Origin of the sequence: Baia soyae (assembly GCF_004341445.1) — a bacterium.
Taxonomy (GTDB): Bacteria; Bacillota; Bacilli; order Thermoactinomycetales; family Thermoactinomycetaceae; genus Baia; species Baia soyae.
This window is the reverse complement of the sequence record NZ_SLXV01000001.1, coordinates 80,306-98,678: the sequence shown is the minus strand read 5'-3', so window position 1 is coordinate 98,678 and position 18,373 is coordinate 80,306. Positions and strand designations below refer to the sequence as shown.

Sequence of the window (18,373 nt, the reverse complement as noted above, 5' to 3'; positions counted from 1 at the left end):
CTCTATGATAAAAGGAAAATTTGCATTCTTACTCGGACAAACCGGTCTAAACAAAGGAAGACATCCATACATATTTAGGGACCGAAGTGTCGATGAGGAGAGAATGACCAATGATTCGAACCCTTCTCCCCCGGAAGCAACTACAATCTATCCTTCTTGCTTCTGGTGTGTGTATCTTTGCGATTGTCTTGATGAAATACCCTGATGAGTCCTTTCAGGCGTCTCTCCGCGGACTGAAAATATGGTGGGAAGTCGTATTTCCTGCTTTATTACCTTTTTTTATCACAGCCGAGATTTTAATGGGATTCGGTGTCGTTCATCTGCTTGGCGTACTACTCGAACCCCTTATGAGACCTTTGTTTCGAGTACCAGGAGCGGGAGCTTTTGTCATGGCAGTAGGTCTCATCTCTGGAAACCCGATGGGAGCCAAGCTAACCACTCGCTTACGTGAAGATAAACTGATCAGCAAAGCAGAAGCAGAAAGACTCGTTTCCTTTACCACCACAGCAGGACCTCTTTTTATCTTTGGCGCAGTCTCTGTAGGGTTCTTTGAAAATAGCTCGCTCGGTGTCCTACTCGCCATCGCTCACTATGGATCTGCTATCATCGTAGGAATCTGTATGCGTTTCTATCAGAAAAATGCACCTATGACCCCACGACTAGATAGACGTCGTGCTAATATCCTCATCCGAGCTCTTAGAGCCATGCATCATGCCAGGCTAAACGATGGAAGGCCTATTGGTCAGCTATTAGGAGAAGCGGTCACCAGCGCCGTCCAAACCCTCCTAATGATCGGTGGATTTATTATCATTTTTTCGGTATTGGTACACCTACTCACCTTTATTGGGATTACCACTTTCTTAACACATCTCCTAGGTTTCCTGTTTTCCCTATTTCAACTTCCAGACTCTCTTCATCATCCGTTTATCGCCGGAATCTTCGAGATGACCATCGGATCTCAGGTCATAAGCGAAACTTCCATACCTATTCCGCTATTAATCAAACTATCTGTGGTCAGCTTTTTTATCGGATGGAACGGATTATCCATTCATGCACAAGTTGCGAGCCTGCTAAGTCGTACTGATATTAGTTATAAACCATATTTCTTTGCAAAAATACTTCATGGTACCTTAGCTTGTGCCGCAACATGGCTTCTATACATTCCCATGCAACCATGGTTACAAGATCAACCAACCGTAGCACCTGCCTTTGCTTGGGTACAACATCTTCCTATGCAGGAAAACTCTTGGACCTTCTGGCACTATTTTTGCTTGTTTTTCATCATCTTTTGGGTATATAAACTATACAAGAAAACCCGCCGGTTATAGAACTAGCGGGTTTTCGTATGACCAAACTTTTCTCGTAACATCTGTGCTACAAAGTCAGGGACCAGCTCTTTGGTCTCTGCACCATAGCGAGCAATTTCTTTAACCATAGAAGAACTAATAAATGAATGCTTATTATTCGACATAAAAAATAAGGTTTCCACTTCGTCGCTGATAATTCGATTGACCGATGCAATCTGTAATTCGTACTCAAAATCAGAGATCGCCCGCAACCCACGTAAAATCACATTTGCTTGCCGTTTCTTCACATAATCCACTAATAAACCATCAAAGTGATCGACCTCGATCTCACAATCTTGAATCCCACTTACCGCTTTCCGAACCATACTAGTACGCTCATCAGTCGAAAACAAGGGATTCTTTGCCGAGTTCACAAGTGTAGCTACAATAATCTTATCAAACACTTTTGCGCCCCGTTGGATAATATCAAGATGTCCGTATGTAATGGGGTCAAAGCTTCCTGGATATACGGCAACTTTCATAGCTTGTCCTCCATCAAGTCTGGCTGTATTCGTACAATGTGATCGCTGTATCTCCATAAGATAACTGACGATAGACAGACAAGCCTGCTATCTTTCCTGGCATCTCAAGCTTAGAAGGATGCTCCACCACAAGCGTTCCCTCATCGGTAAGCAATTCCTTCTCGCCAATACACGTCAGTATCGTCTCATAAAAACCCTCATGATAAGGCGGGTCTAAGAAAATAACAGTATATTTCTCTTGATCTGCAAGCGTTTTCACATATGTCCGTGCATCACGCTTGATTAGCGTAGCGCGATCAGTCATTTTCGTCAACCTAACGTTTTCCTTTACGGTATCCACACTAGCACGGGCATCATCCACAAATGTTACATGATCCAAGCCGCGACTTAACGCCTCTAGACCGAGAGCGCCCGTTCCCGCAAACAGATCAAGCCCTTTTCCTCCATCGAAAAAAGGACCTATCACCGAAAACAATGACTCTTTGACTCGGTCTGCAGTAGGTCGAACATGCTTTCCAGGAACCATCTTTAACCTCCCACCACGAGCGTCACCCGCAATAATCCTCATCACACTCACCTCATTTCTTGATCGTAAAATAACATTTTTATCCTACCAAGATAATAATAGCGAGTCCAGCAACTCTCTTCTTGCTCTTTACTAATTAATAATTCCCTTGTGAATGGTTTCCACTTCTACTCGTGGCTCTATTTGTACCGTTTTATAAAGATCACCCCAGTCTTTCTCTACTTTCTTCCAATATGAAAAGTGGTGTGCTATTAATTGCCTCCCTATCCCGAAACCATCAAAACCACTCTTTTGCATCTTTGCAATCACTTGCTTAGACATCCGTGTAAGGTCCTCACTAAGTGCTTTTTCCAATTTTTTCATAGAAGCATAGTCGCTTCCTATTTCCGTTTGTAATTCCGTTATCGCTATTTTAATTTTTACTTGTAGATCAACTTTTATTTTTCCATCCTCCGTTACTCCTACGTCAAAGTTACGGTGTTCATCTCTTATATCAAACATCAAACTTACTTTCTTATCATCCATAGATATTTCTCTAAATAGGGCGCCTTTATCCCCTAGCTTGTTCTTTAGAACTAAAAATAAAGTAGCTTCCTCTACTGATAGATGTGTATTTGTATAAGAATTGTTATGAAACATCGCAATTCCAGAGAGGGATATTGCCCCGTCCTTGTTCGTAATATAAGGCAAACCAAAATCTTCCCCTGGATCTAACATAGTCGAGCAGACTGACTGAACAGTAGTCCTAGGAATTAAGGTAGTCTTCTCACCACCTAAAAGGAGTTCTTCAAAAAATCGACCAATTAACGTTCCTTTTAGCTCTTTTAAATTTACTAGCTCTCCTGCCTCCCCTTCCACAACCGCCATCCTAGCATCAAGTGCTGCTTTGGGATCACGGTAGATGGAATCGAGTAAAGGATAGAGATCTTCCTGTGCTTCCTTACCGCTGAATAACAAAACCCTTGTTTTATAGGTACGAAAATTGCCTGAAGTTTGCCGGTCTAATGCATTACGCAGACTCCTCGTAGAATCTCCTTCTGCCGTATAAGTTTGACAAATCGGCTTATCACCTTGACCCGCAGGAATATCATGAATGCCAATCGTCATTTTTAATCGACCTTCAGGAGTTTGGTCAAACGCTGTGATATAAACCAGATCTGCCGTCTTTAATAAATCTTGATCCCAACAACCCGGTAATATAAACAGAGAAAGAATACAAAAACAGACTGACAAGGCCTTTTTTACAGTTAAAGAATTCACTAAGTCAACTCTCCCTTCCCCTAAATAATGAGATAATGAGCAGAAGAATAGGTATCGCAAATACAAAGCCGTAACTTAATATTTTAATAAAATCATCCAACATCTCACCTCGATGAGGAGTAAGCGTAAAAGTAGTACCAATACAGCAGACAGCCGCTATCCAATATACAAATTTCTTATGATTCTTTGCTTTGCATAATTGCGCTACTCCAATGGATGAAAGATAGACAAAGCTACAAACAGATGTAGTGACACTAACCATCCAAATAGATAAAAATAACAAATCAATCCGTTCAACCACATGAAGGGAGTACGATTTCAACACATATAGCACGGGCTCTGGAACCAAAGGCAACTCGTTTGGGGCAAATGAAATGAGGCACACATAAGTAGTAAACGTATACACCAGCGTCACGAAAAGATTCCCTAAAGAAGCCGCCTTCAGTTTGTCTTTATCCGATCCTTCCACTGCAAAATAAGTTAGCAACATAGCTTCATAACCCAAAAAATAAAAGAAAGACAAGTTAGCACCTTTAAAAATACCTAACCATCCCTCTTCAAGAAAAGGCATGGGATAAGTAAAATGAACATTTTTAAATCCAAAGATAGTAAAAATAACAAGCGGAAAAATGAGGAAGCTTACAAATAAATACATACGAGAAATAACTCTCAGCGATTCTTTTGCCAGATACACCGCAGCAGTTGCGACAATCAGGATGTTAATCCAAACAGGGGTTTCAGGGAACACCCATTTCGTCATGATTCTTATATACTCTGACAATTCAAGAACCGTTACGAGCGCATAGAAGCAACTATAACCAATCACTAAACCTTTTGCTGTAATTTTCCCTACTAGCTTTTCCATAGCTTGCAAAAAGTTTGAAGCTTTATTTCTCTTAAGAAGAACCCAAAAAATGACAATCATAATTTGAGAAATAAGCCCACCAATGAGGACCGAAATCCAAGCTCCGCCTTTTGCATCTTTATGGATTTGGTGAGCTAAGGACAAGATACCTACACCCAACTGGGTCTGTAGAATAAAAAATAGAAATTGGTTTGGCGTAATTTTATCTTTTACAGAATAATTCATTTCCTCCCCTCCCCAAGGATTGCTTTTTCTGAATTGCGCTCGTCCGGAGTAGAGTCTTTGGTACTTTTATTCAAATGCCAGAGAGGGAATCGGATAAAGGTATCTTTAAAGCCTTTTAGTTTAAAGGGCATAAACGGTGAAAAGTATGGATTCCCGAACGTTTCTAGCTTAGCTAAGTGAGTAAAGATCAGAAAAAGTCCTGCTGCCATCCCGATAAATCCGAACATCGCGGCCGCGATCATAAGAGGAAACCGCAGAAGCCTTACGGTTGAGCTTAGTTCATGCGATGGAACAACAAAAGCAGATATTGCTGTTAACGCTACTACAATAATCATCGGCAAGGATACTAACCCCGTTTGCACAACGGAGTCTCCAATTACAAGTCCACCTACAATCCCAATAGTCTGGCTCACCCTAGTGGGCAACCGAATCCCTGCCTCTCGGATCAGCTCTAGAGTTAATTCCATAAAGAACGCCTCAATCAAAGAGGGATACGGAACTCTTTCGATAGAGCTTTTAACAGAGTAAATAAGTTCAATTGGAAGGACCTCCGGATGAAACGTAACGACTGAAATATATAATCCTGGTAAAATAAAAGCGATCAAAAAGCTCGCAAATCGAATGGTGCGAATCAATGAGCCAAACATCCATCTGGAATGGTAGTCATCGGGTGATTGATAAAAAGAAAACAGGGTAACAGGTGCAATAATGGCAGTCGGATTCCCTTCTGACAAAATAGCAAACCGACCCTCCATTATGTACGCAATGGTCCGGTCTGGTCTTTCTGTATACAATAATTGTGGGAACGGAGAGTATGTATCATCCTCAATGTATTCTCCAATAAAGCCGGGTGAGAGAATAAAATCAGTAGGAATTAAGTTGAGTCGCCGTGCTACTTCGTCAATCAGCTCCTCCTTTGCTAAGTTCTTCATGTATACTAAGGCGACTTTGGTATCACTTTTTTTTCCTAGAGTAAAATATTGAACCACTAAATTAGGATTCTCAATCCGATTACGAATCATATGTAAATTTGTGATTAAATTTTCAATAAATCCATCATGTGATCCCCGTACAATCCCCTCATTATCAGGTTCTCTAACATCTCTCTTGATTACTAAGCCAGTCTCGCATACATACATTTCCGGAATTCCTTCTAAAAACAATAAGCTTTTTCCTGATATAATCCAAGAAATCGCTTTATCTAGACTCTCTCCTACCTCAAAACCCGAGGATGTGATCACATGTTCAACCACTCCAACCTTCGCTCGCTCAAGAGGTTTGATGATCGATTCCATGATTAAATGTTTGTCCGATAATGTTTCTAAAAAAATCAACTTTCCCTGACGATCATCGAAATAAATGTCACGCTCTAAAATATCGTCTGTATTAAACAATTGCTCTTTTATGTAATCTATATTCTCTTTTACCGAAGGAGACACATCTTTTGCTTCTGGACTAAAAGATAAGCTCTTTTCAAAATGAGGGATTCTTGCTTTTCTCCTGATCCTTTTCAAGTTACGTCCTCCTAACGAGTAAATTTTTTCGGTATTACTTTAACCTGAAAGATGGGACAATATACCATCTATCTACAGGCCTGCTAAATAATAAGCTGATAGGGATTGGGAAAAGTCTGTTTCATCAAAAAAGAACATGATCCCTTGATACAAATGGGGTTCCGTTTTTACTTTCTCGTGATATTGGAAAAAATATTGTGTATAAAACGAACACTACTGGTAACAATAGCTAGGGACAGCATTCATTTTGTGGACGCTGTCTAACCGCGGAGAAGACTTACATTTCCCCATAAGTTCTTCCTCCGGTTTCTCCTCTCCCATAAAGTATCTTCGTCATGGAAGATACGATTGGCTCGCGAACTGTCAACGCGAGCTCTTTTTTTGTGCTCAAAAAACCCGTAGGATGGATATACTACGGGTTTTAGTATGTGGATATATAGTTTCGGAAGGCTCTAAAAACATAGTGTTTTCAAGGCTTCTTTCAGCTGTATCATCCACTAAGCTACAGATTTTTTGTTATGAAGTGTAACTACACAGCACGTCTTAGCATCATCGCCTCGAACTGCGAAATGACACCCTCTCTTACAAATAAATCGATAACACGATGAGAAAACTCTCTGTATTTCGGTGACCGTCTTAACATTTCAATCTCATTGGTGGAGAGAAACTGGTAAGGGAGTCGTTGGGCATAATTCATGAGTCCCATGGTTCCCTGCGTTCTCCGCACATATTTTGCCTCCATCACCAACTTTTGCAGACGACTTGCACTAACCGCTTTTCTTCCCGTCGTAGAATTGACGAGATGCGAAACCTCTTTGTACAACGGATCCTGATATGCTCCTACGTGCATAAACCATCCTCCTTGTGTAAATCTTCTAGTGTCGTATCTATCCTATTCAAAAACAGCTCTAGCGTAACAACACTAGCCCCAGTTCTAGATACGATCTAAAAAACAGGCACATTAAGATGGATGAGTATGGATCATGAGATATCAGAAGATCAGTCTACAAATGAAACATGTATGGCGTGTTATGATAAGAGATATCTAAATACTGCAAAGGAGTCAAACTCATGTTTCAAGTAAAAATAGAAAACACCTACCTGACTATAGTAAAAGGAGACATTATCGAAGAGCGTGTAGATGTTATCGTAAATGCTGCTAACACTAGTTTACTAGGTGGGAGCGGGGTAGATGGAGTCATCCATCGCATAGGTGGATCCGAGCTAAAAGAGGATTGCCAGAAAATACGGGCACGACAGGGCGGTTGTAAAGTGGGCGAGGCAGTGATTACGAGAGCTGGTAACCTACCAGCGAATTATGTCATTCATGCCGTAGGTCCTGTATGGAATGGAGGGCAAAAAAAGGAAGAGGAACTTCTTTCGCATACATATCGAAATAGCTTACTTCTAGCAACCGAACATCAAGCGAAAACAATCTCTTTTACAGCAATCAGTACGGGCATTTATCGTTTCCCGAAAAATCTAGCCTCGGAAATTGCACTAACAACCACATTGGACTTTATTCGAGAGCACGAGGGGGCATTGGAAGAAGTTCGTTTTATTCTATTTGATGATGAATCTTACCAAATTTACCACCAAAACATAGAAATATTGAAATTAAATATGTAATTTTTTATTATAAACACTCAGCCTTCTATGCTAGTTATGTCTAGCCGTAGAAGGCGCTTTTATTACCAAAAAACCATCAAAATATACAAAAAACCATACATTACAAAATATTTATTCTTACAAAATAGTGTATACTACTGAAAATCACTACTTTAATAAGGAGACCTCATATAGTGACAATGGTACAACGCTACATAGGGCACCTCCCTTTTCTGATCCTTTTCTTCGGAATATGGGGGATTAACCAATTTACGTTTCTGTACGGGGACGACCTACGTTATGCGACATATCTGGGATTAGAGCCCCATATCTATGATAACCCTGTAACGTTATCTCAAATAATCCAAACTCAACTTCACGATTATTTTAACTTCAACGGGAGATTCATCGTAAACATTTTAACCATCCTTACTGTACTGGACGGGATCGAGCTTTGGAGATGGATGAATCCGATACTCGTAACGACTCTTGCTTATGCGATATTTTATCTCGTATTTGTTCGATTTCCACAAAGAAAAGACCTTGTACTTACTACTCTTACGACATCTCTATTCTTCTTTATACATATCGTTATTTTCAAACAAACTCTTGCATATGCAACGGGGGCATTTAACTATGTATATCCCATGATTTTTTTATTCATTACCCTGATCTACTTTCGAAAACAAGACTTCGGAGAACCGATTACAGCCCAGTGGAAATATGGGCTCGTGTTACTTAGTTCATTTCTAGCGGGTTGGTCACAAGAGCAGATTTCTGCCATTGGACTTCTGCTAGTCAGCATATGGCTTGCAAAACAAAAAAGGCTTAAAAACAAAATTCGGGTATGGGACTGGTTGCTTCTTGCCTCCTATTTCATCGGGACTCTCTTCTTATTTTTAGCACCAGGTCCAAGGTTACGAGCCCAGATGCCCGGCTTAGAAGCGTACAATCAACTTTCTTTTTTTGCCAAAATAAAAAAGACATTACCTGAGGTATTACACTTTTTTCTCTATCAACAATCGATTTTCATGATCTTCGTAGTCATTATGTCAGCTATCCTATGTTACCAGATTTCAAAAAAAGCCTATTTCGGTTTATTTATCTGCGTCCCACTCATCCCGTTTATTCTTTCTATCCCATTTTTTAATACCCAGGAAATCGCATTATTCCTCTCAGGGAACCACCTTGTAACCATTGGTATCGGACTGTTTACCGCCATCTCTATTATTGGGCTACATGCTTATATCAGTTGGAAAGAAAAAAATCATTTCTATCTTGTGCTGGCTCTTGGGTTTATGCTGATGAATCTGATTATGATCTTCACTCCCTCTACCTTTGGAGGACGTATTGCCTTTCCGGCCATTCCATTTGCAATCTGTTTAATCATCTTGTTGTGGTCTAGAATTCATTTTCGAGTTTTTCATGTCCCTGTTGTCTGGATATTGGTAATCTGTGCGCTAATCAATATCACGTTTACCTTACGAGAATATCAGCTAAACGCAAAGATTCATCTAGAACGAGAGAGAATCATGGCACAGTACAAAGGACAAAAAAACACTACCATAACCCTACCGCTCCTACAAAACAAACAATACGCTGGCTATGAGGTTAAGGATTACTCTTGGGCTCTGCAAGCGTATCGGGATTATTATCGAATCGATAAATCAGTGGAGATACTCTTTCAAACGAAATAGTGTACGATTTGTGTAAAGTAGTAGTGGATCAACAAATACGCTTTAGAAATGATATACTTCTTATCATATCGTAATAGCAAATCTCATATTTATCTATTACAAAAGGAGGCATTTATAGTGCCAAACCAGATAAAGAGTGAATCAGAACAATTATTTGATCAGATAATGAGCCAAATGGAACATAATAGACAAAATCTAAGTGTGGATATGCTTACACAAATTAGTGGCTTACTATATAAGGAACAACAGGAGCTAGGCCAACAAGAAAACCCTCACACCTTAAATATTCGTGTCCATGGTGGGAAACCACTTTCAGGTGAAATTGAAGTAAAAACCAGTAAAAATGCAGCCGTTGGACTACTCTGCGCTTCATTGCTAAACAAGGGTACCACGACCCTGCGAAACTTAGCACGTATAGAAGAGGTTAATCGGATTATTGAAGTTCTTACGAGCTTGGGGGTTCAGATAAAGTGGCTTAATAACCTAAATGACTTAGAGATCAAGCCTCCTGAGCGATTACTCATTGAAAATATAAATATGGAAGCAGCTCGAAAAACAAGGTCTATTATTATGTTTCTAGGACCACTTCTACATGTATTCACTAACTTCGAACTCCCTTATGCCGGTGGATGTAATTTAGGAAAGCGTACCGTTAAGCCGCATCTTGACGGATTAAAACACTTTGGATTAGAAGTAGATGCTTCGCAAAACGGTCTATATAAAGCACATGTGAAGCCTCGCCAGCCGAAAAAGCCGATTGTCATGATCGAGCGTGGAGACACCGTAACAGAAAATATCCTCATGGCGGCTGCCCTTTCTACAGGGACCACCATCATCCGTAACGCGAGTCCTAACTACATGGTTCAAGACCTATGCCTATTCTTACAACAATTCGGCGTCAAGATCGAGGGAATCGGAACCACGACGCTCAAAGTAACCGGAGTAGAAAGCATCAATCAAAACGTAGAATACTATCCTAGTGAAGACCCGATCGAGGCTATGAGTTTACTAGCTGCGGGCATCGTTACCAAATCGCAGATCACAATACGCCGAGTCCCAATCGAATTCCTAGAGATCGAGCTACTCCTACTTGAAGAAATGGGACTCCAGTATGAGCTGAGTGAAGAATACGTTGCCCATAATGGCTACACACGACTTGTAGATCTGGAGATCAAGCCATCCGAGCTAACTGCGCCGAAGGACAAAGTTCATCCTCTGCCATTCCCAGGAATCAATATCGATAACTTGCCGTTCTTTGCTTGTATTGCCGCGACCGCTCATGGACGCACGTTGGTACACGATTGGGTATACGAAAACCGTGCTATTTACTTAACCGAGCTAACCAAGCTAAATGCAAAGGTTGAATTGCTTGATCCACATCGAGTCTATATTGAAGGACCAACAAGATGGAAGAGCGCTGAAGTGATCTGTCCGCCCGCACTTCGGCCTTCTGTTGTGATTCTGCTAGGGATGCTTGCAGCAAAGGGTACCTCAACCCTGCGCAACACCTACTCTATCGCCCGTGGTTACGAAGACTTGGTAAGTCGTTTAAACTTACTTGGTGCTGAGATTGAGATATTTGGTGGGAATTAATTGAAAAAAGGAGGATTCAGAGCTACAAAACCTTGAATCCTCCTTTTTTATATCCAGTTATGCGAATGTCTTATGACTTTGATCTTGTGAATCATTGCATACTGAGCTACAACGTTTATTCAAACTGCATGTCGCACACTTTCCTTGCTTTGACTTTCGTACAAAACGCATGATAGTCCATCCCGCATATCCGAAAATGAGAATGCCAATCAGTAGATTTGCAATCATTTTATCCCTCTATTCTCACACATAATTTCTAATGGAATCCCAGGAGACGTCCTCCTTGATAGATCACGAGAGAGATCCCATATGCAACAATGAGAGCATACACAATGGAAAACCAGGTCCATTTTTTTGACATCGTCTCTTTTTGAATAACTGCGACCGTCGCAAGGCAAGGAACGTAAAGAAGAATAAAAGCCATAAAGCTATATGCCTGTAAAGGTGTAAAAAATTGACCTAATACTCCTTGAAGAGCTGCATCGTCAGGCGTCATTAATATTCATCGTAGAAACCACTACTTCTTTAGCTAGAAAGCCCGTGAGAAGTGAAGCTCCTGCTTGCCAATTCCCAAAGCCAATTGGATCAAAAAGCGGTGCAATCGCATTGCCAATGATCGCAAGAAAACTTTGGTTCATCTCTACATCAAAGCCACTTGGGCCCGAGTAGCTCAGTAACCAGATCACGACAGAACCTCCAAAAATAAAGGTTCCTGCCTTTCGAACAAACCCCTTTCCCTTTTCCCACGTACTTCTTAGCAAAATGCGCCATTGTGGAACCCGATAAGGAGGTAATTCAATCACAAAAGCAGACTGATCCTCATGTTTTAAGAATGTAGACGAAAATAATTTCGCTAATAATAAAGCAGTAACGATACTGAGCACATAAAGAGATAACACAATTAATGATTGGTGGCTACTAAAGAAAGCAGCAGCAAAAAGGGCATACACAGTCAATCTCGCCGAACATGACATTAAGGGCGATAGAAGGATAGTCAACAATCTCTCCTTTGGATGCTCAATAGTTCGAGCCGCCATAATTCCCGGCACATTGCACCCGAATCCAATAATCATCGGAATAAATGCCTTACCATTTAGACCCACAGAGCTCATCAATCGATCCATCAGTAATGCAATCCGCGCCATATAGCCTGAATCCTCAAGCCAAGATATAAAGAAAAACAAAATAAAAATCTGGGGTACGAAAACTAAAACTCCCCCCACACCTGATACGATTCCCTCCAGTACAACTGATTTTATAAACGATGATGCCCCACATGTTGTTAATAGCCAAGTTAATCCATCTGAAACGGGTCCTGATAAAAAGCCATCCAGTTGATCCGATATTTGACTGCCCAGCCAGTCAAAAGTGAACTGAAAAACAAGATACATGACTGCCAAAAACAACGGAATTCCAAGAAATCGATTTAATAGAATTCGGTCGATTTTCTCCGTCCAATTCGTCGTAGAATTTTGTTCTACATGAACCGAGTCCCCTATAATTGCTTTAATTCGCTCATTTCGTGCTTTGTAGATATAAGAAGGAAGTGAATGCGACTCTCCTGTATCTTTGATCCTCTTCTCTGTTTGATCATATAACTGATTCAAATCTTCCTCTGGAATCCAAGCTGATAACTTGTCTTTTACCACTTGATTTCCTTCGAGAAATTGAATCGCTAACCACCTGTGATGATATGGAGGGTCGGCTTCTAACCTAGCATCTATCACTGAAATCGCTTGCTCGATGATTTCTCCATAATCAATCTGAAATGTAGAAGGAGATACAGATTGATCCAGTTTATCTAAAACTTCATCACAACCGCTTCCCGTTCTAGCAATAATCGGAACCACAGGGACCCCTAGCAATTTTGCTAACTTCTTCTGATCGATCCGAATTCCCCGACTTTTAGCTATATCTACCATGTTTAAACCAATCAAAAGTGGCTGTCCATACTCCAACAGTTGAACTGTTAAGTTAAGATTTCGTTCCAAAAGGGAACCGTCCACAATATTGATAATCGTAGATGGCATTTCATTCATCAGATAATGGATGGAAACCCCTTCATCTTTAGACAATGGATTTAACGAATAAATCCCCGGAAGATCCACTAACTCTGCATCCCCGCTTTTTAACTTACCTACTTTCTTTTCTACCGTAACTCCAGTCCAGTTCCCAACATATTCATAGGACTTCGTTAGCATGTTAAAAAGGGAAGTCTTACCTGTGTTCGGATTCCCTGCTAATGCAATCGATTTCATACGACTTCAACCTCAATCCTCTTCGCCTCAGCATAGCGAAGGCCAAACTCTTGATGATTTACCTCTAGCGCAAATGCGCCTCTTAACGGAAGTCTATGAATCAAGCGAATCATACTTCCTTCTAGAATGCCTAAATCAAGTAATCTACGTCTAACTAATGGATTTATACCCGATAAATCAATGATACGAGCCTGTAGCCCTTCTTCTAACTCAGATAGTGTCATCTTGCACACTCCCATCCAATAATGAGATTCATTATCAATCATTATCTAATAGATCAGATAAAAAGAAAAGTTTTTTTCAGATCGTTTTTTCTCTACTTTCATCTAAAAAATAAACTTTTAAAAGTGTGGATATATTTTATTTATAAATATTTATCATTTTTTTAAATTAATTATTAGACCAAAAATACACTATAAACACAAAAGCGAGGAGTCTACTAGCGTAGGCTCCTCGCTTTTTTCCTATTATGCATTCCTTAAAACAAAGTGAGCTGATTACTCTGCGGAAGCCCCTCCATGCACCCCATTGTCCTAAGCAAGTCAATCGTGGTCGAACTCGCCTTGGTACGCTGTTGGAAGTCGTCGATCGAGAGGAAGTCCCCGTTTTTACGGGCTTCCATGATTTTATAAGCAACGCTCTCTCCTAAACCTTCGAGTGATTTAAATGGTGGAATGAGGGTTTGGTCGCCCTCCATGACAAATTGAGTCGCATGGGAGCGATAGATGTCAATTGGTTTAAATGTAAATCCTCTTGCAAAGTACTCTTGCACCAGCTCGAGCGTGGTGTATAAGCCTTTCTCCTTAGCTGAAGCGGAGAATCCTTTTTCTTTAATTTCTTTCATCGTTTGCTCGACGTGAGTGGGTCCTTTTAAGATCACTTCACAGTCAAATCCATCGATCATGCGATAGAAAAAGGCGGCATAGTAGTGAATGGGTTGATACACTTTGTACCATGCAATCCGCACGGCCATGGTTACATAGGCAACGGCATGGGCACGAGGGAACATATACTTGATTTTTTTACATGAATCAATATACCACTCAGGCACTTTATTGTTGCGCATCTCCTCTTCAAATGCAGGAGAGAGGCCCTTTCCTTTCCGCACTTTCTCCATAATATCGAAGGAAAGCTTCGGCGGTAGGCCTTGATACATCAAATAGCTCATGATCTCGTCACGGGTACAAATGGTTTCAGAGAGCTTGTGACCCTTTTTGACCAATTCTTGCGCATTTCCGAGCCATACGTCTGTACCGTGTGATAAGCCCGAAATTCTTACTAACTCCGAAAACGTAGTCGGCCTCGTCTCCTCTAGCATCTGTCTTACAAAACCTGTCCCAAACTCAGGGATTCCGGTTGTCCCGACCTTGATTCCATTTACATTTTCAGGTTTAATTCCGAGTGCATTTAATGAGTTAAAGATGCTAAGCACCTTAGAGTCATCAAGCGGTAAATGAAGCGGATCAATCCCAGACGTATCTTGTAACATCCGTAAGGTGGTAGGGTCTTGGTGGGCTAGCAAGTCCAGTTTCAAGAGTCGCCCTTCAATCGCTTTATAGTTAAAATGAGTGGTCTCTGTTTTCGCATTCATATCGTCAGCAGGATATTGAACGGGAGTAAACTTTAAGACATCGCTTCCTTGTGGCACAACCATCAGTCCACCGGGATGCTGACCTGTCGTCCGTTTGACGTCGACGCATCCCTCTGCTAGACGCTGGATCTCAGCGAAACGGAAGTTTTTTCCTTGTTGTTCTGCATATTTCTTCACATATCCAATCGCTGTTTTTTCTTTTACGGTCGCGATGGTTCCTGCACGGAAGATCGACTGCTTTCCTAGCCATTCCTCGGTGTATTCGTGAATCCGACCTTGATACTCACCTGAGAAATTTAAATCGATATCGGGTGTTTTATCTCCTTCAAAGCCGAGGAACGTTTCAAACGGAATATCTTGTCCATCTTTATCTAGCTTCTTACCACATTTAGGACAATTTTTCTCTGGTAAATCAAAGCCAGAGTCTACACTACCATCTAAGATAAACTCGCTATACTGACAAGATGAGCATACATAGTGTGGTTGGAGAGGATTTACCTCGGTAATGTTACTCATCGTCGCCACAAAGGAGGATCCAACGGAACCACGTGAACCTACTAAGTACCCATCTTCATTCGACTTCATAACGAGCCGACGAGAGATGATGTAAATAACCGCAAATCCGTTTCCAATAATACTTTTTAGCTCTTTTTCCAGCCTTGCCTCTACGATCTCAGGTAAAGGACTTCCATACTTCGCCTCGGCATTTTCGTAGCAAGAGCTTCGCAATTCTTCCTCTGCTCCTTCTAGCTTCGGTGCATGAAGGTCGTCCGGGAATGGCTTTAGCTCTTCCATCATATCCGCAACGAGATGCGTATTGGTAATTACCACTTCTCTTGCTTTCTTCTCACCTAGATATGAAAACTCTTGCAACATCTCGTTTGTCGTCCGTAGATGAGCTGGCGAAAGATCGTCTGTAAATCGTCCTCCACTCAGGTTCCGATACAGAATCGTGCGGTGAATCGCCTCTTCAGGGTTCAAATAATGGGCATTGGAAGTCGCTACTACTGGCTTCCCTAACTTCTCTCCCATTTGAACAATAAGCCGATTAGCCGCTCTCAGTTGCTCAGGGCTAGCAACGAAGCCCTTTTCGACCAAATGCATATTTACATCAATCGGTTGGATCTCTAGATAATCATAGAAACCCGCCAGCTTTTCAACATCTTCAGGGCTCTTATTGAGAGCCGCATCATATAATTCGCCTTTCTCACAACCAGAACCGATCACTAAGCCTTCCCTGAATTCTTCTAATTTACTGCGTGGAATTCGAGGGACTCGATAGAAATACTCTGTGTGAGCAATCGAAACCAATTTATATAAATGATAAAGCCCGGGTTCGTTCTTAGCAAAAAGGATTACATGGTACGGTCTAGAACGTTTCACATCAATGAAATCTACGTTTTGATTCAAGTCTTCCAGTGTAAATAGTTTTCTCTTCTCTGCTTCCTGCGCCATTTTCCAAAACACATACCCAGTCGCTTCCGCATCGTAAATCGCACGGTGATGCTGTTCAAGATGGACGTCCAGGTGCTTGGATAAGTTATTTAGACGGTGATTTTTTAGTGATGGGTACAAAAAACGTCCCAACTCCAAGGTATCGATGACCGGGTTCATCACTTGTGGGCCATTAATTCGATTGGCGGCTTGTTGTAAAAAGCCCATATCAAACCGAGCATTATGAGCCACGAGCACACAATCGCCAATAAAATCAAGAAATCTGGCTACTACCTCGTCTACTTCAGGTGCATCAACCAGCATACTATCCGTAATATGAGTTAGTTCAATGATTTTCGGAGCTAGTGGACGATGTGGATTGGCAAACTCAGAAAATTTATCGATCACTTTTCCGTTATGAATTTTGACCGCTGCCAGCTCGATAATCACATCGTGTACCGCCGAAAGCCCTGTCGTCTCCACGTCAAATACCACATACGTCTCATCTACTAGATTCGTAGGGCGTGGATTCATCGTTACAGGCACTGCATCATCCACGATGTTGGCTTCCATTCCAAATAACAGCTTGATACCCGCATCGTTAGCCGCTTCGTAAGCCTTCGGGAAAGCTTGAACACCGCCATGATCGGTAATCGCTACCGCTTTGTGCCCCCACTTTGCTACCTTTTTTACAAAATCACTCGGGGCGAGTAACCCATCCATAGGAGACATGGATGTATGTAAATGAAGCTCAATTCGTTTCTCCTCTGCATCATCTTTTCGTACAGGAGACGAAACTTCTTGGAGGTCGTTTATCATGAAACAGAGCTCCCGGGAAAACGTATCAAATTGTACATCACCGCGGATTTTAACCCAGTCGCCATTTTGAATCTGTTGGAAGACTTGTGCTTGCTCCTTATCGCGAGCAAAACACTTACAAGAAATCGAATCCGTGTAATCCGTGATGTTGAAAGTTAGAAGCTTGCGCCCGCTTTTTAAATCACGAATCTCCGCTTTAAAAATCTTTCCTTGTACCGTTACCCGTCGATCTTCTTCCTGAATAGTTTGAATCGGAACGGACTCATTTCCGATGTGTACTCCTAGCTTTTTAGCAACTTCTATAGAAGGCTCTGCTATATCCGCCATCGTCGCGGCCCGTTCTCGTTCCGCTTCCATCACTTGTTCGATGAGCACTTGCTCTTCCTCAGCCCTCTTTTGCAAAAGCTCCGTCCGGTAATCCGCTTGATTTTGCTCGCTAACCAATCGAACTCTCATCTGGCACCCTGTATACTCCAGGTAGTAACGGGCCACATGATCGGCGATTTGCAACTTCTCCGCCATTGCTTGAACAGCTGGATTCGGAAGTTGGATGCAAATCTCATTTTCCTGAAGCACCCACTCCGCTTTCCCTAACCAAGCCGCCGCAGAACGTGTATGATTTTCATTAATTTGTTTTTGAATAAAGGTTTTCGCTTGCTGCAACGCAACTTGATGGTCGATTGATTGATATCGATAATGAACTTGAACTGTCCATTCTTTATAATGATTCATCAGCGCCTGAGCAAACTGATGGGTAAGTTCAAGTGGGACCAGTTTAGGAAACTCCATAAACAAATCCCATGTATTTTGTCGTTCACTTACTTCTACTCGTAATATGTGTCCGTTTTTATAGTAGTTGGTATACCATTCTCTTGGTAAATTTGCTTCCTTAAAAAGGTTGATCATCGGATCATACATGACTTTTGACCTACTCCCTATTTCTGTAATCAACCGTTATACAATGTCTTTCATTCTATCAAATAATGCTAGATTCAGCTATAAATACGGTGGAAAATAAAAAACTCCTGCTAGGGAGGAGTTCAGTAGTGGGTTATAGGGTTATAGACAGGTATTAGATGATTAGAAAGAAGAGAAGAGATAAGTGAGTGATTGACTAGCCAGATATGGAGCTGGCCCGGGGCAATGTGTCTGTTC

13 protein-coding genes and 1 pseudogene are annotated in these 18,373 nt (G+C 41.4%); 4 read left to right on the top strand and 10 right to left on the bottom strand.

The features are described 5' to 3' along the window. Positions 1 to 110 precede the first annotated feature (110 nt). Positions 111 to 1,328, top strand: a complete 1,218-nt coding sequence (ylbJ, locus tag EDD57_RS00460) for a sporulation integral membrane protein YlbJ (protein WP_131847247.1) — start codon at positions 111 to 113, stop codon at positions 1,326 to 1,328. Between the two features lie 2 nt (positions 1,329 to 1,330). Here ylbJ and coaD read toward each other — a convergent pair whose 3' ends face one another. The 6 genes from coaD to EDD57_RS00430 form a co-directional block, all read right to left on the bottom strand. Beyond that, on the bottom strand, positions 1,331 to 1,828 hold the full coding sequence (gene coaD, locus EDD57_RS00455) for a pantetheine-phosphate adenylyltransferase (protein WP_072330282.1): 498 nt from the start codon (positions 1,826 to 1,828) through the stop codon (positions 1,331 to 1,333). A 13-nt stretch (positions 1,829 to 1,841) separates the two neighbouring features. After that, on the bottom strand, positions 1,842 to 2,396 hold the full coding sequence (gene rsmD / locus EDD57_RS00450) for a 16S rRNA (guanine(966)-N(2))-methyltransferase RsmD (RefSeq protein ID WP_131847245.1): 555 nt from the start codon (positions 2,394 to 2,396) through the stop codon (positions 1,842 to 1,844). A gap of 90 nt (positions 2,397 to 2,486) precedes the next feature. Next, positions 2,487 to 3,614 carry a Ger(x)C family spore germination protein gene (locus EDD57_RS00445; protein ID WP_165873617.1) on the bottom strand — a complete coding sequence of 376 codons (1,128 nt, stop codon included), beginning with the start codon at positions 3,612 to 3,614 and terminating at the stop codon, positions 2,487 to 2,489. 4 nt (positions 3,615 to 3,618) lie between these two features. Next, entirely contained in the window at positions 3,619 to 4,704 is a 1,086-nt protein-coding gene (locus EDD57_RS00440; protein ID WP_131847241.1) for a GerAB/ArcD/ProY family transporter, read from the bottom strand. Beyond that, complete coding sequence (locus tag EDD57_RS00435; RefSeq protein ID WP_165873616.1) at positions 4,701 to 6,218, bottom strand: spore germination protein; 1,518 nt, start codon at positions 6,216 to 6,218, stop codon at positions 4,701 to 4,703. Before EDD57_RS00435 ends, EDD57_RS00440 begins: the two co-directional genes overlap by 4 nt. A gap of 529 nt (positions 6,219 to 6,747) precedes the next feature. Continuing rightward, entirely contained in the window at positions 6,748 to 7,068 is a 321-nt protein-coding gene (locus tag EDD57_RS00430) for a hypothetical protein (protein ID WP_131847237.1), read from the bottom strand. A gap of 221 nt (positions 7,069 to 7,289) precedes the next feature. On the opposite strand from EDD57_RS00430, the gene EDD57_RS00425 reads away from it, so the two are divergent. The 3 genes from EDD57_RS00425 to EDD57_RS00415 all read left to right on the top strand — a co-directional run bounded on the left by EDD57_RS00425 (position 7,290) and on the right by EDD57_RS00415 (position 11,116). After that, a complete protein-coding gene (locus EDD57_RS00425; protein WP_131847235.1) occupies positions 7,290 to 7,847 on the top strand; it encodes an O-acetyl-ADP-ribose deacetylase in 558 nt (185 codons plus the stop codon). A 179-nt stretch (positions 7,848 to 8,026) separates the two neighbouring features. Then, positions 8,027 to 9,523: a DUF6056 family protein gene (locus EDD57_RS00420; protein WP_243649389.1), complete on the top strand. Its 1,497-nt coding sequence runs from the start codon at positions 8,027 to 8,029 to the stop codon at positions 9,521 to 9,523. Between the two features lie 117 nt (positions 9,524 to 9,640). Then, positions 9,641 to 11,116, top strand: a complete 1,476-nt coding sequence (locus tag EDD57_RS00415) for a UDP-N-acetylglucosamine 1-carboxyvinyltransferase (protein ID WP_207896774.1) — start codon at positions 9,641 to 9,643, stop codon at positions 11,114 to 11,116. A 57-nt stretch (positions 11,117 to 11,173) separates the two neighbouring features. Here the strand turns inward: EDD57_RS00415 and EDD57_RS00410 are convergent, their stop codons facing one another. The 4 genes and pseudogenes from EDD57_RS00410 to EDD57_RS00395 all read right to left on the bottom strand — a co-directional run bounded on the left by EDD57_RS00410 (position 11,174) and on the right by EDD57_RS00395 (position 18,136). Next, positions 11,174 to 11,344: a FeoB-associated Cys-rich membrane protein gene (locus EDD57_RS00410; protein ID WP_131847229.1), complete on the bottom strand. Its 171-nt coding sequence runs from the start codon at positions 11,342 to 11,344 to the stop codon at positions 11,174 to 11,176. A 28-nt stretch (positions 11,345 to 11,372) separates the two neighbouring features. Beyond that, positions 11,373 to 13,374 (bottom strand): annotated as a pseudogene (gene feoB / locus EDD57_RS00405) (ferrous iron transport protein B). Continuing rightward, positions 13,371 to 13,598: a FeoA family protein gene (locus tag EDD57_RS00400; RefSeq protein ID WP_165873615.1), complete on the bottom strand. Its 228-nt coding sequence runs from the start codon at positions 13,596 to 13,598 to the stop codon at positions 13,371 to 13,373. Before EDD57_RS00400 ends, feoB begins: the two are co-directional and overlap by 4 nt. Before the next feature lie 254 nt (positions 13,599 to 13,852). Beyond that, positions 13,853 to 18,136 carry a PolC-type DNA polymerase III gene (locus tag EDD57_RS00395; RefSeq protein ID WP_131847225.1) on the bottom strand — a complete coding sequence of 1,428 codons (4,284 nt, stop codon included), beginning with the start codon at positions 18,134 to 18,136 and terminating at the stop codon, positions 13,853 to 13,855. Between the last annotated feature and the right edge of the window lie 237 nt (positions 18,137 to 18,373).

Excerpts from the sequence above, each read along its gene's own strand:
- ylbJ (WP_131847247.1), top strand. The coding sequence starts at position 111 with ATGATTCGAACCCTTCTCCCCCGGAAGCAACTACAATCTATCCTTCTT.
- coaD (WP_072330282.1), bottom strand. The coding sequence starts at position 1,828 with ATGAAAGTTGCCGTATATCCAGGAAGCTTTGACCCCATTACATACGGA.
- rsmD (WP_131847245.1), bottom strand. The coding sequence starts at position 2,396 with ATGAGGATTATTGCGGGTGACGCTCGTGGTGGGAGGTTAAAGATGGTT.
- EDD57_RS00440 (WP_131847241.1), bottom strand. The coding sequence starts at position 4,704 with ATGAATTATTCTGTAAAAGATAAAATTACGCCAAACCAATTTCTATTT.
- EDD57_RS00430 (WP_131847237.1), bottom strand. The coding sequence starts at position 7,068 with ATGCACGTAGGAGCATATCAGGATCCGTTGTACAAAGAGGTTTCGCAT.
- EDD57_RS00425 (WP_131847235.1), top strand. The coding sequence starts at position 7,290 with ATGTTTCAAGTAAAAATAGAAAACACCTACCTGACTATAGTAAAAGGA.
- EDD57_RS00420 (WP_243649389.1), top strand. The coding sequence starts at position 8,027 with ATGGTACAACGCTACATAGGGCACCTCCCTTTTCTGATCCTTTTCTTC.
- EDD57_RS00410 (WP_131847229.1), bottom strand. The coding sequence starts at position 11,344 with ATGATTGCAAATCTACTGATTGGCATTCTCATTTTCGGATATGCGGGA.
- EDD57_RS00400 (WP_165873615.1), bottom strand. The coding sequence starts at position 13,598 with ATGACACTATCTGAGTTAGAAGAAGGGCTACAGGCTCGTATCATTGAT.
- EDD57_RS00395 (WP_131847225.1), bottom strand. The coding sequence starts at position 18,136 with ATGTATGATCCGATGATCAACCTTTTTAAGGAAGCAAATTTACCAAGA.